The following is a 20,910-nucleotide window of genomic DNA, read 5'->3' on the forward strand; positions in this document are numbered from 1 at the left end:
TAGTCATAAACATAACCGTTTGCCTATCCCTTATCGTAAGGGGGAAACGGTGTCCTGTCTTTCATGGGGCTCGTTCACTAACCAACCGTCTTATCTGCGGAATAATGTCGGTAGTACGATCATCTGAAACAACAATCGCAAGCCTTCGATGAAACTGCGCCCGTACGTAGCGCACACCTGAGTTGTATCGTGAGCCCCTTGAGGGAGTGCATTGCTCCGTCGCCTCGCCATCGAGAATAATCCCAATAGCGTAGCAGACCCCTAAGGGATCGAGCAGAATTGTCCCGTCGATTCCGCTGAAACTTCTGAGAAGCGCTTCAGTGAGGCGAGTCGGAACAATGCTGGTCCCTTGTTTGCTGAGGCGCTGCGCTTCGCTGGCTGCGTCTTCCGCAACGACGATCATGCTACCGTGATCTTGACTAATCTGCGTAATCAATAGGTTCCACAGATGGAGCGCATCTGCTGGTGACGACAGAGGAAAGAGTCGAGCATAATTTGCAAGGAAATCTGCCTTGTCGAAAGGCTCCTGGGGAAGCGTAGGAACTGCGTAGTGACTGCGAAGTAGTACCTGGTCTTTGTAGCGCAGCTCCCATAGATAGTGATCGATGAAGGCCACCGTAAACGCATCTTGTGCACTGTGATCATGCGAATAACTCAATTGCCCAAGTCCGTAGATGTGGCGGCTGTCCGCGATGACTCCAACTCCTAGCGTAGCCATCTGTAACACTTTACGAACCCATCGGGGCTCACGAAAAGAAACGGGCTCAGAGAATTGAGCGAGGAACTCGATACTTTCGTTGTTGGGGTCAGCGAGTATAAGGTGGCCGACGCCTTTTGCACCCTCGTACATTAGGGACGAGACAAGGTTTAACGAGTCGAAAAGGTCGGTATGGTAATACTGCTGCTCGATCGAAAGCCCTGGAGTATGCAGAAAATCTTTTGCCGCAATGCGCACGACTTCCTGTGCATTTCTAATGCCGCGACGAGTAAAACGCCCGGGCTCAGGATTATTTAACTCTTCGGTAGCCTCACGAAGGACAGCAGATACTGCAGCGTGTATCAGGCTACGAAAGCCATATCCTTGCCGGCGATTTTCAATCGGCTTGCTAGGCAGCGGTGGGAATAGGCGGAAAGTTGCGTTAGGAATCTGCACGATCGGAGTGACATGATAATCACCGATACGTCTAACCTCACCGCAGAAGGATGTTACGTCATGCTCGGAGTCGAAGACCTTGAGTGCCTCTTGAACGGAGGTGCGCACGGAGTCTCGACGGATCCACTCCGGCTTGTCCCGCATACTGGGCGCATCACTATAAAACATGGTTTGCAAGTCGTGGTCACGATAAGTGGATTCGATCGACTCGAGCAAACCGTCAAATAGTTTAAGCGGCCATTTTCCGTCTTCTGGCTCGACACACACTGGATTAGGATTTGTGCTATCGGGACTACGAGCGCCGACGAGTAGTACCTCTGCCTCAGGCGGTGCTCCTAACTCTTTCAAAACGTTTCGCACCAGCGAGCGAATGTGAATTCTATAGGTGTCTTGGTATCCCCACATGAAAAGGCAGATGGTGCGACCGCTCATTCCGAACTTACTCCAGGTTGGTGATTACACTGATCTTGCGACGGGCGATAAATTCAGGTTCATCTCACCATGTATTCCACAGTTTGATAGCGGCGTTGATAAAAGTCTCCGCGTCGATGCTTTCCCATGAGGTAGGCGTTCCAGTTCGTAGCAGGTAGTACTGCTCATTGGCACACACCAACTTGCTTTTGTCCGCCTCCTGCTGAATCCAGTTCATTGCAGCAACGAAAGATTCCACGTAGCTGGAGCCTAACTTCTCGTTCGGTACGTTGTACAGCAGACCTTCAAGATAGTACGACGGCGCGATGCCAGATTTTAATTTTCCATCCTCCACCAGCTTGCTTCGAAGATTCTTCAGAATACGAATCATTGGTTTGAGCCATTGATTACAGCTCTGGTGTTTTCTTGTAAGGTTTTCCGAATGCTGTTTTGGGTAGTTAGCGATGCGTTCGCCCGCTGCATTGAAAAAGCAGATGCCTTGGTCATACTGCATGTCGTAATTGCTATTGAACTTCCTATAGCGGCGGTACTGCATTGCGGCGATGACATCGGCTTTACGCCTACTGCCATTCGATGCTATGGCAATGGCCTTATCTCCCACTTTAACATCAGAGCCAAAGCGATTAGTGAGAGTTTGGACTACATCTGCCTTGTACTGTTCATACAGATAGGACGCCGGAACCCTTGCTTGGTCATACGCTGCTTTTTCCTCAGCGGATAGTAGTGTTAGGTCGCTGTAGTAGACGTCATCAAGTCGTATGACCACATCCACGTCGCTTTCGGAGTAGATGTTGGTATCGTTGCCATAGGAGCCTTGAAGAAAGACCTTGTAGTTCTTCCCGTGATAGTTAGCATCTGGGTTCTCCAGAGTGCTTTTTATGGTGTGGTAGGTTGCAGCAGACTGCGCGATAGACCCTTGGTGCGACCAGGTTTCGAGTTGCGATTCAGGTATTCCCATTTTGGGCCTCGCTCACGTTACGTCAAAAAGTCCCTTAGTTGCGCCTCGCGAGTGGCGAACGATTCGCTACCACGCTGTCGGAGTATATTCAGCTTATCAAGGTCGTGCTCCAGCAGATCTGTTGCCATTTCAGGTCGTTCGAAGCTATCGCTGATACGAATCGTGGGGATGTCTTTGAATAAAACGTCGCGCAGTTGATCCATGGATTGGGTATTGATCTCTAGGGTCTTCTGGAGCAGCTGAACTGCAAGCCATTTTTTGGCTATTCGCATCAGCAGTCCCGGCTTCGGTTCCGGGTAAATACCGACGCCGACGTTCACGACTCGAATGTCTGTGCGCTCTATTTTTAAGGCCACAGTCGCGTCTGCGATTGCAAAAAGGGTGGGGTTGTTGGCGCAGTAGCCGCCGTCGATCAGCTCGATCTTATCGCCCGCAGAGGTGACAACCACCTTTCTCTCAAAGAACGGATAGGCGGAGCAGGACGCCTGCACTGCTTCAGCGATGTTGACCCCGAAGCCAGAGCTGAAGGTGCCTTTGCGGCCATGGGCCTGAGTAACGCTACCCTTGAAGATCATCGGTCTTTCGGTCATCCAACGAGTGGCTACAATACCGACACCTGTCTTGACGTCTTCAAAGGTTTTGTCTTGAAAAACCTCAGCAGCCAAATCTCGAAGTGCCGCTGTTCTTGCTGTCGCTGAACGGCTGGACATAACGCGGGGTACGTGGGCAGTGTAAAGCGCGTGTATCTGGTCTATCTCATACCCAAGAGCGATGAGCGCGGCAATAATCGCGCCTGTGCTCGTACCATAGACGAGATCGAATCGTTTATAGAGCGGGCATCCAAGCATAGCCTCAATTTCTTTGAGAACGCCTAAAGTATAAAAGCCCTTTGCTCCGCCGCCATCAAGCGCTAGCACACGGCATATCCCGTCGCTGGCATACTCCTTGATGAGCGAGGATGATGGGTTTGAGTGTGTCATCCGTTCGTTTTCCTTATTCTCCATGATTGTATCCCGCGTCTATGGCGCTTGATGCCCGTGCTTTTTGCTGTCGGTGTGAAATACGTTGCAGGGTAGGCCATTGTGCCGCAAACGGAGCTGGTTCCGCCGCCGGAGCGTCTACTCAATCACTTCAGTAGGAGATATGGAAATTTACTATTTTTCGAGTTTAAGAAAGGGGTTATCGGCAGGTATGGACCCGGCTTCGAAAAATAGTACTGAGTTTTCTAGAAGATAGCCTTTGAGTTTTGCCTTCTTCCTGGGGCCTTCGACCTGACAGAGCCAGATATTCAAGCCGTCGTCGCGCTTTTTGTGGATCTTCAGCCTCTCGAACTGTTTCTGCACCCATCGCCATTCGTCACCTTCGTGATCGGCACCCATTGAGATGCGCGGAAACTCCTGAGCATAGCGTTGAAAAATGCCAGGCGTGACCAGAAATACGTGGCCACTCACCGTGTGCACCTTGGCCTTGCTGTCGTTGATGATCAGCTTGTGGCTTTGGATACCTTCTCTTATCCAATTCAGGAATGCCTGACCAGGGGCGTCAGATGGGAGCGGGGAGGTTTCGGGCGGGTTTTCTGACGGCAAGTCACTGGTCTCTGGTCCATCCAACTCGAGCATATCGAGCAGAGTTCCCAGGTAGTCGGTGTCTTCCGTTCCCATGGGATCTCTCGGTGACGAGCTCGGGCGCGATCCTGCACTCACAGTCTCGGGCGCTGCAATTGATGTCGGATTGTCAGTCGAGTGGTCATCGACTGCCACGCTCACAGTTCCGCTGAAAGTTTCGGGACGGTCTTCGTTCCCCCAGATCAACGCCGGTTGAAGACGCAGAAACGTAAAGCTCTGCTGCCAGTTCCCCTGTGTCACAAGCGCGGTCCAAATGGCTTTGCCTTCCGGCGTCGACTCAACCAACCCATGCGATTGCAATTCGTCGAACACCGCAAGGTTGGACGACGGAATCCCCTCAATCGATTGCGACAGCAGATAAGCTCGCAGCTTGTCCGTGACCGTCTTGCTCACCAGCCACAGAGCGTCGTGAGTTAGCCATCCCGCGGCACCTGGCTGGTTAAGTTTCAGCTCGTGCTGAACCAGATGACGCAGTCCGCTGATCAAGTGATGTTGCAGCGAATGAATCGGCGCTTGCAGCGCCTTGCTCGGGTTACCACCGATGTTCTGTGCGGTGGAAACACGGTCGGCCTGCATCACCAACTCACCGAGCACGCCGGCACGTTCGTACTGGCCCGCCAGGACATACAGCAGACTGGCCCACAGTGGCGAAAATCCACTGAGCCAATCGAGGATTGGGCGGTCGAGAATTTGGGTGTAGAGCAAGCCTGCGGCGGCGCCGTGCAGGTGGTAGTCACGACCCTTGATGTAACGAAAACGGTAGGGCTGATCCAGTGGGCCCTGCCAGGGGTGCCAAGGACTGCCATCCTGACGTTCGACCTGCAGGTCCACGGCGATCTTGCCGATGTCATGCAGCAGGGCACCATAAGCAATACCCGCCGACCAGGCATCGGTTTGGGCGGCTTGGTCTTCGGGCGCAGCGCCGGTGGGAAGCAGATAGGACTGACGCAGTTTCAAACTGCAGGCGACCAGTTCCAGTCCATGGTCGAGCATGCCGCCGAGATACGCATGGTGGTGCGTCTCGCTGGCCGGGAGTTGCTGGACCTGTTCGGCGTAGCGATGGATCGGATTTAAATAGAGTTGGATGAACTGCGCGTGGGAGAGGGCGGTGTACTGCCAGATGCGATCGAGCAGCTGGCGGCGGTGCTCCGCGGCTAACAAGCTGTGGGCCGACTCGATGGGCAGGTAACCTTCGGCGACGCTCACGGTCGGCGGCGGAGGGGGCTTCTGCCTTTTTGGGCGAAACAGACTGAGCATCGTGACCTCCCGGAAGTGACTGGGTCATTGGCCTTTTAGCCTTTTCGGATAGCGCTCTTACCCTTGAGTCCCCATTCCCTTCCAACCCTTACCCGTCCTTTTGTCTCATGTCCCTTTGTGCGGCAATAGGGATATTGATTTTGCTAGACATCGTTTTGTTGGGGCTAGTACGGAAAAGAAAAGAGTCGGTACACTGCGCGGCATATTCTTTGGGTCTTGCCATGAACCTCACTGACGCCACGCTCGTGCTGCTGCTCGCGGCACGTATCCATGGGACAGACGAAGCCGTCAGGGCCTCGGCGAAGAGTGTGGTCAAGAAGTTGCCGCGCAGTAAACGCGATCTGATCTACAAGGTGATCGACAGCCGAAGTCCGCTCGAACTGGTGGATTTTCTGGCGCAGAACCTGGATACATAACGGCATGCTGCGGGTGTGCGCCCCTCTCTTGTTCCTTGCGTGAGGGGCCCGCCGCGTGATGCCGTCTGTTTTCTGGAAACAGAAAAAAGGGCTCAACTCGCGTTGGGCCCTGTGAAGCGTTTGCAGGGGTGAGGTAACAATTAAACTCCTTCGCTCATGCAGAGTGAGTCATCCAAGACCGCTTGCTTCAGTTGCTGCTCCAGGTTGAGTACATACTCTGAGGCGCTTCGGGCCTGGCCACTGGCGCGGAAGATTGCACGTTTGTCAGCCTTGAGCAGGCGGAGCCAAGAGTCGATGTAACCCTCGTGTCGCAGCTCTCCCTGTATACCGGTGTAGGCACATAAAAACGCGGCGCCCATCTCGGCGATCAACTCCTCAAAGGCATAGCCTGGCGAGCCGAACGGACAGGCGGACGTCACGCCTTCCCGTTGCAACCGAAAATGATGCCCGGTCCAGTGCGTCAGCTCGTGCAGTGCGGTGGCGTAGTACACACCTTCATCGTGAAATTGTGCTTTTGTCGGCAGTTGGATGAGATCCCTGATCGGGTGGTAAAAGGCTTCGTCGGCAGGCCGATGAACGATGTGTGCCCCTGAACTTAACAACAGATTTTCCGCAGCGCTGTTGGCCTGGAAGGGATCGGTCGGTTCCGTTTCGAGCAGGGTTTGATTGAACATCTCGAGCCCCTCCGTTTGCTCGATATTGAACAGAAAATGCGTCCTGAGAATGCCAAAGTGAGCAATCTTGGGCTGACCGTTTTCATCGAGTACGGGGTGGCCCGACTCGGTCTGTTCCTCGCGCTCCATCGGCTTGTAGAGCACTGCCAGGGCGCTGTGTTCACCCTTACGGATGTGCCCACCGGCCTTTTTGGCTTGGTTGAAGGTCAGCCAACGATCTTGAGTGAATCCCTGCAACCTGGCCTCAGCCCAAAGCAACGGTAAATTGATTCCGGAATAGGGACGGCGCGTGATGGCATTGATGGGGTAGGGTTGATGATCGATGTAAGCGGAGCCACTTGAGGACCAGGGTTTGATCCAGGGGGCAACGCCTTGGTCTAACGCGGTAACGATCTTGTCAGTCACGTCTTGGTAGATATCGCGCATGGCATCTTCCTCGAGAGAAAAACGGAGGAACGCCTTGCCCGTCGGGGGAGGGTTCCCCGGTTGGGTGCGGGTGGATTGATGCAGGTCTTGCATGCCGTCTGAGTGTGGATCTGAGCGTCGAGTACAGCCGCGTGCAATCAGCGCTGGTGCTCTCCTACAAGCGCGATCAGCAATGCGCCAGGCTGGCCCGGCTCTTGGAGTAGGCTGAGACTCAATTGCAGCAACGGAGCGTGGTCTAAGTGACCTGTTGGTTGAATGTGTACTACCTCGAACAGTACATAGGGCTCGTGTGGAGAGGCGAGGTGAGCCTCGAAGGCTGCGCGCAATACGTGGCTCAGCCGATCGACCTGCAGCTTCTCAGGAGGACCTGAGCGTTCGAGCAGAACTGCGCGTTGCCACGCGCCAGGAGTGAACACAATGGGCAACCGAAGGGTGTTCAGTGCTTCTGGTGTAAGTGAGTCGGACATGGTGTGCCTCCGTTGAAAGCGCGAAGAAACCTGTCCCGTGCGGGGAAAGATTTCCCCGCCGTGGGTTGAAGAAAAACAAGAAAGTTTGCCTGACGAGCAGAGTTCGAAAGGCGCTCATAAGAGCAGTAGGCGTTCATCACCGTAGAAACGGTCACCGTGCGAGCCACCGAACGCTAATCGCACTTTGGGGGAACCATCACCGAAGTGATGTAGCCTTGAAGGCTCTGGCTACCTGGGCAGGTGCTGTTGATAACAGCGATCTGTACCTTGTATTTAGCCGGACGATTTACATGGGTCAATCACTGTAGAGAAGCTGTTTCACGGGGCTTGTCTTCTGTCTTCCAGTGAAGATTTTTTCGGCTGGGCAAACTGATAAACGGTCAGGCACGGACAGTTTTCAGTAGTAGGCTGTTACTCCTGTCTCAACCATGAAAACGCTCAGAAGAGGGCGAGACCATGCCGACTCAGCAACCTGTTCAGAATTCACGTGGCCACCGCTGGGCATACGCCTGTGGCATGTCGGTAAAGCGTGGTTATCGCCAATTGAAAGCGTTTGAGTCCCGCCTGGCTGAGCGTGCGGTGACGGCAGGTATGCCCGCAGGTAAATTACTTGTTCGCGGGAGCTTTCTGATTGCCAAACTGGCATTGATCGGAGGATTGCTCTTTGTCAGTGTTTGGCTGGTTACTTTTTTTGTGATGATGCTGGCTGTCATCACTTTGCTATGGTTCAGGGCTTTTGTTGGTTCCGATCATCAAGAGGAAAGTCCAGGGCCAGACTACCTAGGTGCTGATCTCTACATCGGTGACTTCGACGACAATGGGCATTATATAGGCGACAGCAAGTCATCTAATTGAACGCTTAGCAGCACCCAATATTTGATCCGTACCTTTGCTCGCTGAATCACTTGCGGCTTTGCTACCGTTCGCCAACATGCCTTGAATCCCGTTGCCGACTGAATATCCTGCCCAGCTCATGGCCCCTAGAAACAGCATGGGTAGCACGATGAACATCGCCCCCATCACATACTCGATCACCTGTGCCGTGACGGTCCCATCCATAAACCCGGATGTGGGCAGCGACAGCAGCACCTGATTGGACGCCGAAACCTGGTTGTACAAGGTGTCGAGCATGCTGGAGTCGACCCAGCGGGCCAGTTCCCACCAGAAACTCAACATGTGCAGCGTGAACAGTGCGAACGTCACCGTCATGACGGTCTTCAGATGGTAGGTACTGACCAGCAGGACCAACGGCAAGCTGATGATCACGCCCATGATCAGGAAAGCCTGCACCATCGGCAGGGCGGCACGTAGCGCATTCATCGCCGGGAAGTTGCTGAAGGAGCCGAGGGCCAACCCGGTGTTGGTGGCGAGGTTATTGAGCCCCTGATTGATCGAGCCGCCACGAGCGCTGGAGCCATAGTCCAGATACACCTCTCCGGGTGACATGGACATCGATTGCTGGCGCGGGCTGACCAGCTCGCGCAAGGTGGCATCCTCGATCTCGTTGCTCGAACGGCCAGTCAACCAACCTTTCAGCTGAGTCAACAGCGAGGGATCAACCTGCTCGATCAAACGTTCGCGTAACCCTAAACCGCTATCGCTCCACCACTGCTTGCAGGTGGGGTAGCCCGCACCATTCTCTAGTCGCGGTAAGGAAACATCGCGGCTTTCGTCATACGGCCAGTTGACTCGCGGTGTGCGTGAGCGATCGGTGTCGTAATAGCCGGGCGTGTCGAGAAAATAGCTTGAGCCGATCCAGGAGGCGTCGTGACTTTGTGCCTTGTCCAGCTGCGGACGGTTGGTGAACAGTCGAGAGCGGGAATAGCCATAGCAATCGCGGGTGAAGTCGGCGACTTCCTGCAGCAGTACCTGATTGTTGATGCGCGAACTGTCGATCTCCATACGCATCTGTCGGATATCCGGTGCGCAGGGGATGGAGGCAGTAGCCGCGGCAGTCACCCCTTTGCTCAAGGCATGCACCAGAAACCACCAGATCGGTACGTTGGCGGAGCGTTCGCCGATGGTATTGAAGGTGGTTCCCCAGGCTGTTTCCGCTGGCTTGGCCACACTCACGCCGCAGCGCTGGCTCGCCGCATCGTCGAACGCCATTGAGGCAAGGCTCAGCGGAAAGACCGGCGCGCAACCGAACAAGACGACGATGTAGGCCAGCCACAGCCGGTTCTCGATCCTCGGCACCGAGAGCAGTCCCTTGTTGCCTTCATCCGCGCCTTGCTGACGGGCCGACAGCCATTCCTGGAGGATGATTGCGCCAAAGGGCGCGGCAAACAGTCCGGTATCGGACAGGATGCTCCAGAGGCCGTTGTTGATGATCCAGGCCAGCAGCGAGAGATAAAACTCCAGGTAGCTGTTGGTGCTCATGAGCATGGTGGTGACCTCACAGTCGGGTGAGTTCGACGCAGGTAAAGAGCACGAGCCCTAATGCCCCGATGCGTTTCATGCGCCGTCGATCCTGTGGTCGATGGCGGTAGCGCCGAAGCAGATCCCACCAGAGCGCAAACAGAGCGCCGTAGAGCAGGGCACGCCACCACCGCAAATAGGGTCGTATGGATTCGAATGCCTGCTGCCAGACCTCAAAGCTGCCCAGCGCATTGCGGCCGATCCAGGCGATCAGTGCGGCGGTCAGTATCATCAGCGCGGCAATCCCCAGACTCGAAAGCAAAGTGAATAGTGGTAAGCGTTTCATGGCTCACTTGCGCCTGGCGTCAGCGTCTTTGAGTCGATCGGGCTCGGGGTCGCCTTGCTCGACGGTGCGCGAAGCATCGGCACCACCGGCATGCCGATCGAGCACCAGGCTGGCGGTATTGGTGGCCAGCATCTGCCGGACCTGCAATTCGGTTTGTAGCAGGCGTATTTCGCGCTCCAAGGCGTCGAGGTTTTTCGCCAAAGCGGTTTGGGCCGGCTCGGCGGAGGCGATGTTCGGTTCGTGACTGCCCGCCAGCAGCGTGCGCAATAGCAGCAGGGCCTTGTCGAGTACGCTAGACAAGGCCGTCTCACTGGCCAGGCGGCGTGCTAGGAGATCCTGGTCGGGATCATCGCGCAGGGCTTCAACCACACCACGGGTCACCGGCAGCATCGGGCTGGAGGCTTTAGCCAGGTTGTCAGGAGTAGGCGGCAGTGATCCCGACAGCAACCCTTGCAGGGCCTTGAGGCGTTCGCTGTAGGCTTCCTGAATCAACGGTGTCAATCCGCTGCCAGCAGTCGCCCTCAGGGCTTCGCAGCTGTCGCAGGTCGAGACTTCGCTCTCGCCCAACACGCGAACGGCCCATTCGGACTCCTCCTGGGGCGAGGTCCAGGTCTGGCAAATAGCGCCACCCAGGCAATCGCTGCTACTGATCGAGGCGCTGTCGTCCACCGACCGGTTATGCAGCAGGTTATAGCCCGCACGGACCACGTCGGCGGTCACCCGAATGGGCGACTGTCCGCTGCCTCCAGCCTTCGAACCACCGACCCAGGACACTCCATTGTTGCCGTTATGGGCCTCGGTGTTTTTCACCGCGGCCACTGCATCACCGCCGGTTTGCTCCAGGTTGCCCTGCATCTCCTGGTTCTTGGCCAACGCGCCCCAACCGGCTTGGCCGACTTTGTCGGCCATTTTCTCGGCCATGGCTTGGCAGGTCAGCTTGGAGCGGTCGAAGTCGATACGCCCCTGCATCACCCCGTTACTGAGCAACTCATAGAGGCCGGGGTTGGCACGCTGGATGATCAATGCCGGCAGCGACATCACCGCTTGGGTCGCGTTCTGCACGATGCTGCCCATGATCTGCTGGAAACCTTCGGTGGCGCCGTTCAGCTGGTTTTGCAGGGTATTGGTGAGGCTCATGTTGCCGCACATCATGTTTGCTCGCCAGGCCCCGCCGACGCCGAGACCGCTGGGTCGGTAGAGCGAGCTGGGTGAGCCGACTGCCGAACCGCCGCCGATGGTGTACATCACCCGGTCGTCGAGCACTTCGCCCTGCGTGCCCAGACGGTAATTGTCCTCGGCGGCGTGGACATGCGTGGCCACGAGCAGTCCGTAGAGCAACAGACTCATTACACCCAACCTGGGTCGCGCGAGAAGCCGACTCATGAAGCACCACCTTCGAAGTCGATGCTGAACAGAAAGGTTTGCCCCTCACGTTTGCAGCAGCTATACGGACGCCACAGCGACCAGGCGTAGCCGCCATGCGCGCTCTGTACCGGATCGCTGGGGAAGATGGCGCACGTGGGCTGAACCTGGGGGTAGAGCAATTGCCATTTGTGGGTCGAGGCGTCGTTTTCAACGATCGGGCCAGGCGGCCAGTAGCCGTCGCGTTTGGCGGGCGTCAGTGGTACGTACACATGCGGCTGCCCGTTGCGGGTAATCACATCGCCGGAACGTTGCGCCATGACGGCGGCTGCCTTGAAGTCGTCGGGCTGTACCAGAAAGCCCTGTCGGGGATAGACGTTCCCCCACATGTTTCCCGAAGCCTGCCGACCGATTTCACGGACCCCTGGCATGAGCGACTCGGGGTAGAAGCTTTCCGGGATGCCCTGGCGCCAGGCCAGCGAGTCCAGGGTGCTCAGGTAGTAGGGCATGAACGCTGTGGCACCGCTGGCGCAGGCATAGCCGGATTGAGAAGCCAATTGCGTGGCGGCCCAGCCACCGGGGTGGCCAATACCGTCGACGTTCTTGAAGCGGGGCAGGTTGTCACGGTGGGTGTTCGGGGTGACCAGGTTGCCGCCCCCTTCCGCACCGTTGATGGGAGAGGACAGAGCGGCCATCTCGGCCCAGGGGTTATTGCCGGTGGTGGCGTAGCTCGAGACCACCAGTTCAGGAATGAAATGACGCACCTTGGTCGAGGTTTTGACGGTGCAGCCGAAGGGCGTGCAGAGCAGCCAGAAACAAATGCCGACGACCCTGTAGGCGAGGCAGTTTGGCGAAAACACGGAGGCCGTGATGCTGGCGGTGTCCAGCGCCATGCTGGGGCCACACGCCAGCAGAATGCATAGCGCCAAGGGCCGTAGCTTTGTGGGCGGGATTGACGAGCAGGCAAGAGGCATGATCCAGGCTCTCGGTGTATGGCCTGGGCAGGTTCGGTTACTGACTGAAGACTGTCAGTGGAAATTATGAAGGCGGATCTATCGGATTTGTGAGGCGTGAGACTATTATTTGACGTGAAGAGCGCTGCGCAGGATGTCGGGTTCTACAAGTAGCTGATCTGTGGTGATTTCGAGAATATTGGCGAGTTTGCACAGGACCATCAGCGACGGATTGCCCGTGCATCGTTCGATTTGACTGACGTAGGTGCGATCGACCTCGGCCATGAGCGCCAGCTGCTCTTGGGTAAGGTTTTTTACGCGTCGCATCAAGCGGATATTTTCCGCCAGTTGCAGGCGCAACTGTTCGTAGTCTTGAGTCATGCGCGCAAACTGCGCCTTGAGGGACTCTCAATCCACGGGATATAGTCTACATTGGTATTGATCTAGGCCATTTGATGCTGATGTCTGTTATCGAGCGTTCATTTGGTGTCGTTATGATTTCGAAGCTGGGTCCAGCGTCTAACAATAAAATCAGCAATCTAGGGTGTGTATGGACGAAAACTACATTTCAATTCCCGCGGCGGATGGTTGCCCGAGTCTTCTGACACCGTGGGGCAGCGAGTTTGCCCCGATGATCGAACGTGGCGTGCAATGCGCCCAGGCTTGGCTTGATACGCCCGGCGAGATACCCCTGTGGTGGGAGCTGGCGCAAACCCGCAAGACGTTTCCTGTTGGCGACTGCCAGGATGCGTTTGAAGCCGGATTCCTGTTGAGGATTCAGCAGCGGCTTCAGAGCGTGTCACATTAAAAACTCTTGAAAGGTATGGTTCCAGACGCCATTCTTCTAGAATGGAGCCAACAGAACCGGCCTTTGCCCTGTTACCAACAGGCTCACGTAGCTAAGATTCTGATTAAGTGCAAATTCTGCACTCTCTGAGAACGTGGAGCGCGATATGAAAGCCAAACGAGTGTCGAGTGACGAAGTGTTGAGTGATGACCTGGTGAGCCGGCTGGAGAATAAGATCCCAGTCATGGCTGAAGGTGCCATCAATACCGCCTATATCAACGCGCTGGCTGCTGGCCGTAGCGTGATGGAAGTCGTGAACGGCATGCTTGTTGAAACGACTGCCGACGGTAAGCACAAGGTCATTCGGGTGGCTAAACCCAAGCACAAAGTGACGCAGGGTGGTGTCATCAAGGTGCGCCGCTGCTCATGATTGTCCCTCGGTTGAGGGTCTTTGCTGGACCCAACGGCTCCGGCAAGAGCACGATGAAAAGTGCCATCCCTTCCCATCTGATCGGCATTTACATTAACCCGGATGAAATCGAGAAAGCTGCCAAAGAGAGCGGCCGTCTGGACTTCAGTGATTTTCAACTGGAAGCGGAGAGTGATGAAATCCTCGGTTTCATTCGGGAGCATCGGCTGGTCAGGTCCGCCCAGCTTGATGAGGAGGCGGCCAAAATAGGCTTTAGCAGCAACGGCCTCGATTTCCAAACGGTCGTGATGAACTCCTATTTTGCCTCCGTGCTCTCTGACTTCATCCGGAACAAGCTCCTCGAAGACCAGCTTTCGTTTACTTTCGAAACGGTGATGTCCAGCGACGATAAAGTCGCTTTTATGCTCAAGGCGAGAGTGTCGGGGTACCGAACCTACCTCTACTTTGTGGCAACTGAAGATCCAGACATCAATATCAACAGGGTCAAGAACCGTGTTGCGGCAGGTGGACACCCCGTTCCTACAGAGAAAATTGTCCAGCGCTACGCCGTTGCTTGAGCCTGTTGCCTGCGGCTATTTCCGCTTCGAATCGGGCCTACATCTTCGATAACTCCGGCGCCGATTTGGTGCTGCTGGCCGAAGTTACGGATGGGACTGACCTTGAATTCAAGGTTGATGAGGTTCCTGACTGGTTCATGGATGCCTACGTTGAAAAGGTGTCCAACGGCTAGCTGCTGGCTAGGCCTGAGCGGTGAGCTACTCCTCCCTTAGACCGGCTCTATTCCTCGCGCGCTATCGATCCGTTCGGCTACCCGGTAAGCCGCTTCCAACTCTGAGCAGCCGTGCTCCTGCATCAGTGTCCAACGCTCGGCTTTTTCCTCGGGCTCCGTCATGGCCAGGGCGAGGTAAAGACTGGGTGGCACGGTTCGAAACAGCGTTTCGAGCTTCTTCGACAGCACGACCCCTTCGGTGTATTTACCTGGTTCCTTGCTGGCGGAAAACAACAGGGCTTTCTGTGCCGGCGTGAGTTTCTTGAACCGTGCGATTTCTTCGATTTCCGCCGGCGGCATGTTCAGACAAATCCACCATTCGATCATGTTGAGCATGGTCTGCGCGGCCGTGGGGAAGTCGGCAAGGTTTTGCGTCGCCAGCCAGAACCACGCGCCGAGCTTGCGCCACATCTTCGTCCCTTTGACCACGAACGGTGCCAGCAACGGGTTCTTGGTGATGATATGGCCCTCGTCGGTGACCATGATGATCGGCCGACCCAGATACTGATCACGCTCGGCGAGATTGTTCACGGTGTTCATCAGGCTGATGTAGCTGATGGACATCTGTGCCTCGTAGCCTTCACGAGCATAGGTGGCCAGGTCGACAATGGTCACATCGCTCTCGGCCCAAGGCATACCCTCGCGATCAAACAGTTCACCCTCGAAACCTTGGCAAAACAGGTCGATGGACTCGCCCATTTCCTGGGCGCGCTCGCGACGCTTCTCCGGCAAGTGCGGGTCGGCGGCGACGTGCAGCAAGGCGTCGCGCACGTCGCGGGTCAGCACCTGACGGCCCACCGCGATACAGGTCTGTGCCGCATCGAGAATGCACTCGCGAATCAAGCTGCGATCGGCTCGACTCAGGCGCGCCTCTTCCTTGGCCTCGCCGCCGGTGATCATCAGGCGGGCGGTGATTTCCAATTCGCCGAGAATATCGCGCTGGTCTTCGCGACTGGTTACCACCTCGTCGTCCAGCTCATCGATCGACAGACTCGCCACCTGATCCGGCTGCTCGACCAGGCGCCAAGCATCGGCGAACGGGGCGAGACTGACCGAGGCGCCCGGTTTCAATTGGACCTTGTTGACCGACAGGCCCTGTGTCGCGAAGTAGTCGCCCTGCAAACCAAACGAATTACCGGCCTCGACGATAAAAAGGCGAGGGCGGTACACCGCCATGACCTGCATCAACAGGGTGACCAGGGTGGCCGACTTGCCGGCGCCGGTCGGGCCGAACAGTAGCAGATGACCGTTCATGGCCCGGTCCAGGCGTGACAGAGGGTCGAAGCTCAGTGGCGAACCGCCGCGGTTGAACAGGGTGATACCCGGATGGCCGGTGCCCGTGCTGCGGCCCCAGACGGGGGCCAGGTTCGCCAGGTGCTGGGCGAACATCAGGCGCGTGTACCAGTTGCGCGTGTCGCGGGCCGGGTTGTAAGCCATCGGTAACCAACGCAGGTAACTGTTGCAGGCGGCGACTTCATCGCCTTCACGTACCGGTTGTAGCCCCGCACTCAGCAGTGCGCTGGCCAGGTTGACCGAGCGCTGGTGCAGTTGCTGCTCATCGTGACCGCGCACGTAGAACGCCAGGGTTCCTCGGTACAGCTTGTGCTGGCGACCGATGATCGCTCGAGCCTCTTCGACATCTTGGCGGGTCTGGGTCGAGGCCAGGTTTTCCCCGATGGCTTTGCGCGCCAGGCGGTTCAACTGGTCCTCGAGCACATCTTGCGGTTTGACCACCAGGGTCAGGCTCATCACCGTCCCTTCGGGTAACTGGTCGAACAGAGCATTCAATGCATCGCCCTTACGGGTTTCCCCGGTGAGCTGACCAATCAAGGGGGCTCGGCGCAGCTTGTCCACCACCATGACCCGATGGGGTTGGCCGTCGAAGAACCAGAGTCCGTGCTGTACATCTGAACTCGGCTCATTGAAGAACAGTCGCTCGGCGAAATCGTGGTCGAAGGGCAGTTCCAGTGACACACCGTCGTTCGACTCCGGATAGGCCACGCGACGGTAGAACTCCTCGGGCGCTTCATCAGTGAGCCTGGGTGCCGGATTGAACCAGGGCAACAACCAGGCATATAAACCTCGTCCATCGACTCGTGTCGTTTGCACTCCGCATGCCTGCAACGAAGCACCGATACGTTCGCAAGCCTGTTGTAGGGATTGCTCCGGAGTGAGCCCCGTTTCCTCAGCGTCAGACTCGAGCCAGCGATAGACCACCAGGCGCACCCGGCGATTATTGCCACGCCAGGGCAGGCGTGTCACCACCTTATCGTCAAACAGACCGCCGGGCTTGGCGATGGCCTTCAGATGGCGGCGAGTAAGCTCCAGGTACGCTTGGGTGAAGACCGTGTCTCGCGCGCTGTCCTGAATATAATCGGTGAGCCGGGTCAGGTAGGGGGTGAAGTCGTTGTCGTCCTGGCAGAAAAACTGCGCCACCCAAGGCGCTTGATCCAGCTCATCGAAACTGTCCTGCAGGGCATCCTCGAGGGCATCGCGGGCCGCCATCAGCCAATCGGGTTCGCGCCCTTCAGTGCCGAGGGGCAGCAACTCGAACACCGCACCCACCGAGCGATTGTCATCCAGCAAAAAACACTGCTCGGTGTCGAGGTATTCGACCCACGGCAGGTGATCGGTGAAGCTGGGATTGTGCGCATTCAGTGCAGCTTCGTCGGCCAAGGTGGCGCGAGGTCGCAATGGGTGGCGCCAGGCTTTCCACGCAGATGTGCGTTTGCCCGATTCGCCGGTACGCACTACAAGTCTTCCTGACGTTCACCCGGTAATGCGTATTGCACCCGCTGGTAGAACGGAAAAACAGTCGAGTAACCCGGCACCGGTGCCTGCTCGGTACCACTCAAATGCGGATACACGTACAGCACTAGATCGGGATTGGGCAAGCGAGGGAACAAATTGCGGATCTCGTTCGCCGCTGTGCGCGTGTACGCTTCTTGGAGAGCAACGGAGAAATCTGCCTGGGCCAGCGGGCGGCGTAACTGCTGCCGAGCCTCCAGCAGTTGCTGCTGAGTGCCTTGCGAACCGACACCGTTCCAGATGTCCAGCATGGTTTGCTCGCCATGGGGCAGCATTGTCTCCTTGTCGGTGGAACACCCCGTCAAGCCCCAGCAGAGCACGCTAATCCAGGTCAGGCAGAGAAGTACGGTCTTTTTCATGGCGAACGCTCCGGCCCTTGGGCTCGTAGTCGATGGTGATCTCATGGTCGAGGTGCAGGGCGACCTGTGCAGCCGGTGGCACGTACACGGCAGCAAAGGCTTCGCCATACAGTTTGTTGACCCACTCGCGGATGTCGCTGACTCCACCACTGAGAATTGAATTCAGCGCGCTGTTGCCACTGCTGTTGGTGACCCCGAGCGTACTGCCGCCCGAACTGATCACGCTGCTGTTGTTCCGCTCATCCCCGAGCAGAGCAGCGACACCTGCACCGGCGGCTGTGATCAGGCTCTGGCTACCGAGGTACTGTTGGGCGTTCGAGCGGCGCACGCCGGCGATGCACGGAATGCCGTAGGGATCGGACAGGTAACCGAGTCCGCCACGGATCTTGTCGGTGCTCGAACTCTGGGTGGTGGAGGCATTGCGGCTGGCTACCGCTTTCGGTTGAGGTACCGTGCGGATGGTGCCATCGGTAAACACAAAGGTGATCGACTCGACTTGTCCGCGTACGCAAGACAGCGTCCAGTCACCGGACGCCGTGCCGCTCATCACGGCACCCGCGACGTCCGGAAGGTCGATGCCGTTGGCAGTCAGGTTTTCCGGACCCACCAGCACCTTGAAGGGATAGGGATCATTCACTGTGCCGTCCACCGGGACTCGGCCGATCAGTGCGGTCATGGCGACCGAACCCATCAAAGTCGCGTTTTCGGGAATGGTGTAGATCGGCTTCGCGCCTTCGGTACGATCTTCGGATCGTGTCAGGTCACGCTCACCCATGGTGGCAGCGCGTAGTTGTTTCTGGCTGCGATCAATCGCGTTGTCTTTCAAACCTTCCAGTGAGTTGAAGGCGGTAGGCAGACTCAGTGCGGAGGAAGTCTTGGCTTTGCCTCGAGCGTCGGTAGACCGAGCATCCGAGGGTTCAATCCACTGCATTTCATCATTGGCTGACTGCCGCCCTTCGAACTGGACACCATCGCCCGGCTCAAGACCCAATCCGATCGGCATGTCCTTGTCTTTGCCGGTCAGCCCCGACAACTGCTCCTGCAATTGCGTCAGCAGACCACGGGCCTGGCGACTGTCTTGTTCTGCTTTGAGTCGGGCCTCGTTGGCTTGTCGGCGGCCTTCGTCGACTTGCTGGGTCACGCTGCCCAGCGCCGTCTGGATACGCGAATCGACACTGTTTTCCCGCTCGCGCAGGCGGTTGTTTTCCGTCTGCAATGAGTCATTGTGTTTCTTCATACCAAGCATGTCGCTGCGCATGGCCTTCACCTGGCCGACCAGGGTGGCGACCGTGTCGCGTGGGGTATCGCCAGCAATGCCGAGCGACTTGGCTTGCTCGGTGGATAGCTGAAGGTTGCCCTGATCAACTGGGTGCTCTGAAGAGGGAGCGTTACTACCCGCGACCCAGGTTTTCAAAATGATCAACGCCACGGCCAGCAGCGCAGCCGGTACCAGCCATTTGAGCAATGCATTAGCTTTCATCGTCAGCACCTCGCGCAACGGGCGGGAGCAGCACGGCGTGTTCGAGGCCGGCACCGCGAGTGACGAGGTAAGCGATCGTGGTGTCTTCAGCACTGCCGACCGGCCCGAGGAAAGCATGTTGGAAGGTTGCGGCGAACAGCTTGGCCTGAAGCCGACGCGGGTCGAGTTGCACCGTCGCTGGACCACGATTGCGCAACTTCACTGCCGTCACCCAATAATCACCGAGCCGCCAGGCGGCGATGGGTGTGCTGGACACGTTTTCGGTCGGCAGCAGGGTCGGCAGTTCGGTGCGCAGCTTGAGTGGTCCGCGACGGACACCGGGCAGGGATTCTACGGTACGCAACGGCGCGTACAGGCTCTGTGCGGCATAGCGCGTCAATGCGACCGGGATCGGCGTACGTTCTGGAGCAGGGACGGTGCTAGATTCCGTCTCGGTAGCCTGCACCTGAGCATGCTTGAGAATGCGCACGGGCTCCAGCGATTGATCGCCAGGTGTGGCCGCGATATCCAGCAAGATGATCTCGCCCGTCGCGACCGATTGCAGATGCAGGCGGGTTGGCGCAATGACTTCCGACGCGCGCAGGTACAGCGTGCCACCGGTTGATTGCACGCGCAGCTTGCCCGTCAAGGTTGAGGGCACGCCGACTCGAACAGCCTCATCGACAAAAACTACCCGCTCCTGATTGATCACCAGTGGGACCGCGAGGGGAAGGCGTTCCCAATGCATCAGCTCGACGGCCTGCGCCGTAAGTCCCCATAACATCAGTACGACGGTGAGTCCTAGGATAGAAATCCGCTTCATGGTTCACCTCCAGGCGAGGAGATTTTTTGCGGCGTGCCCTGATAACAATCCAGTGCGAGCCCCCACTTGTTGCGTTCGGGGTCCAGGTCAAAACGCACCACGCGTAATGGATAACGCACCACCACCCGTTTCACCGGCTCCGCGGCGTAATACTCATCGGCGTTGAGGTCGAGCTTGACCAGCCAGCTGTCGCGGTCGAGTTGCTTGACCCTAAGTTCCGGATCCTCACTGTAACCTCGGCCCAGTATTTCGTAGACGCCCCGCACCCGCTGGCGGAGTTCACCGGCGGCCTTGCGGTACTCGTAGTCGCCATCGAGGAAGGCCTTGCAGGCGGGTGTCAGGTAGGACTGCAAACCAAAGATGGCGCGGCGATAATCCTGCTCGCCATCCGAAGGCCAGCGGTTGAGTTGGCCAAAGATGTACAGGGCAAAGGCATAGACATTCTCTGAGGGGATATCCCACCACTTGCGTGTGCTGCCCGAGCGTAGGTCTGGGGGGACATGCACGGTCAGATCAGTCGGTGCCGAACGCCAGCCATACCAGAGTCCGGCACAGACCAGGGCGAGGACCATTACCGCCAGGCGCAGGCTGAAGATGTGGGCCTGCTGGGCATCCACCTTGTTCCGAAATCGGCTCATGGCTGCCACCGGGAGAGGGCAGGGCGTAGTCGACGCGAACGGCGAACCGTCCAGGCACCGGAGTGAAGGATCAAACTGCCGCGACCCAGGCGCCAACGGCTGGCGAGTACCCATTCGAGCTTGCGGTACAACCAGGTCTCGGGACGGGCGCGTTTGGCCCGACGCAATAGCGTGCCGCCAGCAAATAACACTAGCGCCATGCCTGCGATCATGCCGGTTGGCGCCACGGCAATGGAGGCGGTGGCGATCGCCAGCGGAACGCCCAGCAGCAGGCCAATGACGGCGCCGGTGCCGAGCGCCATCCACATCTCATCATTGGTCAAACCGCGCAATACGGCGGGATCGCGATTGAGCCGTTCCGGCAGAAAGACCAATGTGCCGTCGGCAAGGCGTTCGATAGTGTCGTTCAT

At 57.3% G+C, this 20,910-nt stretch carries 21 protein-coding genes and 1 pseudogene; 5 read left to right on the plus strand and 17 right to left on the minus strand.

All coding sequences use genetic code 11. From position 1 onward, the window contains the following. Positions 1-61: 61 nt before the first annotated feature. The 4 genes from AC1Q6D_RS29445 to mobH form a co-directional block, all read right to left on the minus strand. The gene (locus AC1Q6D_RS29445; protein ID WP_218277315.1) at positions 62-1,585 is read right to left on the minus strand and encodes an anti-phage protein; all 1,524 of its coding nucleotides are present in this window, start codon (positions 1,583-1,585) and stop codon (positions 62-64) included. Between the two features lie 64 nt (positions 1,586-1,649). Then, positions 1,650-2,543, minus strand: coding sequence for an anti-phage nucleotidyltransferase (locus tag AC1Q6D_RS29450; protein WP_103406502.1), 894 nt, complete (start codon positions 2,541-2,543; stop codon positions 1,650-1,652). A gap of 17 nt (positions 2,544-2,560) precedes the next feature. After that, the gene (locus AC1Q6D_RS29455) at positions 2,561-3,547 is read right to left on the minus strand and encodes an anti-phage phospholipase (protein ID WP_207291575.1); all 987 of its coding nucleotides are present in this window, start codon (positions 3,545-3,547) and stop codon (positions 2,561-2,563) included. A 150-nt stretch (positions 3,548-3,697) separates the two neighbouring features. Then, positions 3,698-5,425 (minus strand): MobH family relaxase, encoded by a 1,728-nt coding sequence (gene mobH, locus AC1Q6D_RS29460; RefSeq protein WP_103406501.1) that lies wholly within the window; start codon positions 5,423-5,425, stop codon positions 3,698-3,700. A 221-nt stretch (positions 5,426-5,646) separates the two neighbouring features. Between mobH and AC1Q6D_RS29465 the strand changes: the two genes are divergently transcribed. Then, a complete protein-coding gene (locus tag AC1Q6D_RS29465; protein ID WP_020300924.1) occupies positions 5,647-5,841 on the plus strand; it encodes a DUF7740 domain-containing protein in 195 nt (64 codons plus the stop codon). A gap of 140 nt (positions 5,842-5,981) precedes the next feature. Here AC1Q6D_RS29465 and AC1Q6D_RS29470 read toward each other — a convergent pair whose 3' ends face one another. Both AC1Q6D_RS29470 and AC1Q6D_RS29475 read right to left on the minus strand, forming a co-directional pair. Further along, complete coding sequence (locus AC1Q6D_RS29470) at positions 5,982-6,941, minus strand: ArdC family protein (protein ID WP_103406500.1); 960 nt, start codon at positions 6,939-6,941, stop codon at positions 5,982-5,984. A gap of 137 nt (positions 6,942-7,078) precedes the next feature. After that, the gene (locus tag AC1Q6D_RS29475) at positions 7,079-7,408 is read right to left on the minus strand and encodes a hypothetical protein (RefSeq protein WP_103406499.1); all 330 of its coding nucleotides are present in this window, start codon (positions 7,406-7,408) and stop codon (positions 7,079-7,081) included. 456 nt (positions 7,409-7,864) lie between these two features. Here AC1Q6D_RS29475 and AC1Q6D_RS29480 point away from each other — a divergent pair, with 456 nt between their 5' ends. Further along, complete coding sequence (locus AC1Q6D_RS29480; protein ID WP_103406498.1) at positions 7,865-8,263, plus strand: DUF3742 family protein; 399 nt, start codon at positions 7,865-7,867, stop codon at positions 8,261-8,263. Here the strand turns inward: AC1Q6D_RS29480 and AC1Q6D_RS29485 are convergent. The 5 genes from AC1Q6D_RS29485 to AC1Q6D_RS29505 all read right to left on the minus strand — a co-directional run bounded on the left by AC1Q6D_RS29485 (position 8,252) and on the right by AC1Q6D_RS29505 (position 12,808). Next, positions 8,252-9,793 (minus strand): conjugal transfer protein TraG N-terminal domain-containing protein, encoded by a 1,542-nt coding sequence (locus tag AC1Q6D_RS29485; protein WP_103406497.1) that lies wholly within the window; start codon positions 9,791-9,793, stop codon positions 8,252-8,254. The two genes, AC1Q6D_RS29480 and AC1Q6D_RS29485, sit on opposite strands and share 12 nt — an antisense overlap. 10 nt (positions 9,794-9,803) lie before the next feature. Further along, on the minus strand, positions 9,804-10,112 hold the full coding sequence (locus AC1Q6D_RS29490; RefSeq protein ID WP_103406496.1) for a hypothetical protein: 309 nt from the start codon (positions 10,110-10,112) through the stop codon (positions 9,804-9,806). A 3-nt stretch (positions 10,113-10,115) separates the two neighbouring features. Continuing rightward, a complete protein-coding gene (locus AC1Q6D_RS29495; RefSeq protein ID WP_207291576.1) occupies positions 10,116-11,495 on the minus strand; it encodes an integrating conjugative element protein in 1,380 nt (459 codons plus the stop codon). Continuing rightward, positions 11,492-12,448, minus strand: coding sequence for a TIGR03756 family integrating conjugative element protein (locus AC1Q6D_RS29500; protein ID WP_103406494.1), 957 nt, complete (start codon positions 12,446-12,448; stop codon positions 11,492-11,494). The genes AC1Q6D_RS29495 and AC1Q6D_RS29500 overlap by 4 nt, the downstream gene beginning before the upstream one ends. 105 nt (positions 12,449-12,553) lie before the next feature. Next, complete coding sequence (locus AC1Q6D_RS29505; RefSeq protein WP_103406493.1) at positions 12,554-12,808, minus strand: helix-turn-helix domain-containing protein; 255 nt, start codon at positions 12,806-12,808, stop codon at positions 12,554-12,556. 169 nt (positions 12,809-12,977) lie between these two features. Between AC1Q6D_RS29505 and AC1Q6D_RS29510 the strand changes: the two genes are divergently transcribed. The 3 genes and pseudogenes from AC1Q6D_RS29510 to AC1Q6D_RS29520 all read left to right on the plus strand — a co-directional run bounded on the left by AC1Q6D_RS29510 (position 12,978) and on the right by AC1Q6D_RS29520 (position 14,374). Further along, the gene (locus AC1Q6D_RS29510) at positions 12,978-13,235 is read left to right on the plus strand and encodes a LasR-specific antiactivator QslA (RefSeq protein WP_016973553.1); all 258 of its coding nucleotides are present in this window, start codon (positions 12,978-12,980) and stop codon (positions 13,233-13,235) included. A gap of 145 nt (positions 13,236-13,380) precedes the next feature. Then, a complete protein-coding gene (locus AC1Q6D_RS29515) occupies positions 13,381-13,644 on the plus strand; it encodes a hypothetical protein (protein ID WP_016973552.1) in 264 nt (87 codons plus the stop codon). After that, a pseudogene (locus AC1Q6D_RS29520) lies at positions 13,641-14,374 on the plus strand (ATPase). Before AC1Q6D_RS29515 ends, AC1Q6D_RS29520 begins: the two are co-directional and overlap by 4 nt. A gap of 36 nt (positions 14,375-14,410) precedes the next feature. Here the strand turns inward: AC1Q6D_RS29520 and AC1Q6D_RS29525 are convergent. The 6 genes from AC1Q6D_RS29525 to AC1Q6D_RS29550 are packed head-to-tail and all read right to left on the minus strand — an operon-like array spanning position 14,411 to position 20,910. Continuing rightward, entirely contained in the window at positions 14,411-17,164 is a 2,754-nt protein-coding gene (locus AC1Q6D_RS29525; protein WP_103406492.1) for a conjugative transfer ATPase, read from the minus strand. Next, complete coding sequence (locus tag AC1Q6D_RS29530; RefSeq protein WP_103406491.1) at positions 17,164-17,580, minus strand: TIGR03751 family conjugal transfer lipoprotein; 417 nt, start codon at positions 17,578-17,580, stop codon at positions 17,164-17,166. The genes AC1Q6D_RS29525 and AC1Q6D_RS29530 overlap by 1 nt, the downstream gene beginning before the upstream one ends. Continuing rightward, complete coding sequence (locus AC1Q6D_RS29535; RefSeq protein ID WP_103406490.1) at positions 17,543-19,060, minus strand: TIGR03752 family integrating conjugative element protein; 1,518 nt, start codon at positions 19,058-19,060, stop codon at positions 17,543-17,545. Before AC1Q6D_RS29535 ends, AC1Q6D_RS29530 begins: the two co-directional genes overlap by 38 nt. Continuing rightward, positions 19,050-19,862: a TIGR03749 family integrating conjugative element protein gene (locus AC1Q6D_RS29540; RefSeq protein ID WP_103406489.1), complete on the minus strand. Its 813-nt coding sequence runs from the start codon at positions 19,860-19,862 to the stop codon at positions 19,050-19,052. The genes AC1Q6D_RS29535 and AC1Q6D_RS29540 overlap by 11 nt, the downstream gene beginning before the upstream one ends. Continuing rightward, complete coding sequence (locus AC1Q6D_RS29545; protein ID WP_103406488.1) at positions 19,859-20,500, minus strand: PFL_4703 family integrating conjugative element protein; 642 nt, start codon at positions 20,498-20,500, stop codon at positions 19,859-19,861. Before AC1Q6D_RS29545 ends, AC1Q6D_RS29540 begins: the two co-directional genes overlap by 4 nt. Then, positions 20,497-20,910 (minus strand): TIGR03750 family conjugal transfer protein, encoded by a 414-nt coding sequence (locus AC1Q6D_RS29550; protein WP_103406487.1) that lies wholly within the window; start codon positions 20,908-20,910, stop codon positions 20,497-20,499. The genes AC1Q6D_RS29545 and AC1Q6D_RS29550 overlap by 4 nt, the downstream gene beginning before the upstream one ends.

Source organism: Pseudomonas sp. MT92, assembly GCF_058792515.1.

Coding starts and splice junctions, on each gene's coding strand:
- AC1Q6D_RS29445 (WP_218277315.1), bottom strand. CDS start 1,585: ATGAGCGGTCGCACCATCTGCCTTTTCATGTGGGGATACCAAGACACC.
- AC1Q6D_RS29450 (WP_103406502.1), bottom strand. CDS start 2,543: ATGGGAATACCTGAATCGCAACTCGAAACCTGGTCGCACCAAGGGTCT.
- AC1Q6D_RS29455 (WP_207291575.1), bottom strand. CDS start 3,547: ATGGAGAATAAGGAAAACGAACGGATGACACACTCAAACCCATCATCC.
- mobH (WP_103406501.1), bottom strand. CDS start 5,425: ATGCTCAGTCTGTTTCGCCCAAAAAGGCAGAAGCCCCCTCCGCCGCCG.
- AC1Q6D_RS29465 (WP_020300924.1), top strand. CDS start 5,647: ATGAACCTCACTGACGCCACGCTCGTGCTGCTGCTCGCGGCACGTATC.
- AC1Q6D_RS29470 (WP_103406500.1), bottom strand. CDS start 6,941: ATGCGCGATATCTACCAAGACGTGACTGACAAGATCGTTACCGCGTTA.
- AC1Q6D_RS29475 (WP_103406499.1), bottom strand. CDS start 7,408: ATGTCCGACTCACTTACACCAGAAGCACTGAACACCCTTCGGTTGCCC.
- AC1Q6D_RS29480 (WP_103406498.1), top strand. CDS start 7,865: ATGCCGACTCAGCAACCTGTTCAGAATTCACGTGGCCACCGCTGGGCA.
- AC1Q6D_RS29485 (WP_103406497.1), bottom strand. CDS start 9,793: ATGCTCATGAGCACCAACAGCTACCTGGAGTTTTATCTCTCGCTGCTG.
- AC1Q6D_RS29490 (WP_103406496.1), bottom strand. CDS start 10,112: ATGAAACGCTTACCACTATTCACTTTGCTTTCGAGTCTGGGGATTGCC.
- AC1Q6D_RS29495 (WP_207291576.1), bottom strand. CDS start 11,495: ATGAGTCGGCTTCTCGCGCGACCCAGGTTGGGTGTAATGAGTCTGTTG.
- AC1Q6D_RS29500 (WP_103406494.1), bottom strand. CDS start 12,448: ATGCCTCTTGCCTGCTCGTCAATCCCGCCCACAAAGCTACGGCCCTTG.
- AC1Q6D_RS29505 (WP_103406493.1), bottom strand. CDS start 12,808: ATGACTCAAGACTACGAACAGTTGCGCCTGCAACTGGCGGAAAATATC.
- AC1Q6D_RS29510 (WP_016973553.1), top strand. CDS start 12,978: ATGGACGAAAACTACATTTCAATTCCCGCGGCGGATGGTTGCCCGAGT.
- AC1Q6D_RS29515 (WP_016973552.1), top strand. CDS start 13,381: ATGAAAGCCAAACGAGTGTCGAGTGACGAAGTGTTGAGTGATGACCTG.
- AC1Q6D_RS29530 (WP_103406491.1), bottom strand. CDS start 17,580: ATGAAAAAGACCGTACTTCTCTGCCTGACCTGGATTAGCGTGCTCTGC.
- AC1Q6D_RS29535 (WP_103406490.1), bottom strand. CDS start 19,060: ATGAAAGCTAATGCATTGCTCAAATGGCTGGTACCGGCTGCGCTGCTG.
- AC1Q6D_RS29540 (WP_103406489.1), bottom strand. CDS start 19,862: ATGAAGCGGATTTCTATCCTAGGACTCACCGTCGTACTGATGTTATGG.
- AC1Q6D_RS29545 (WP_103406488.1), bottom strand. CDS start 20,500: ATGAGCCGATTTCGGAACAAGGTGGATGCCCAGCAGGCCCACATCTTC.
- AC1Q6D_RS29550 (WP_103406487.1), bottom strand. CDS start 20,910: ATGAACGACACTATCGAACGCCTTGCCGACGGCACATTGGTCTTTCTG.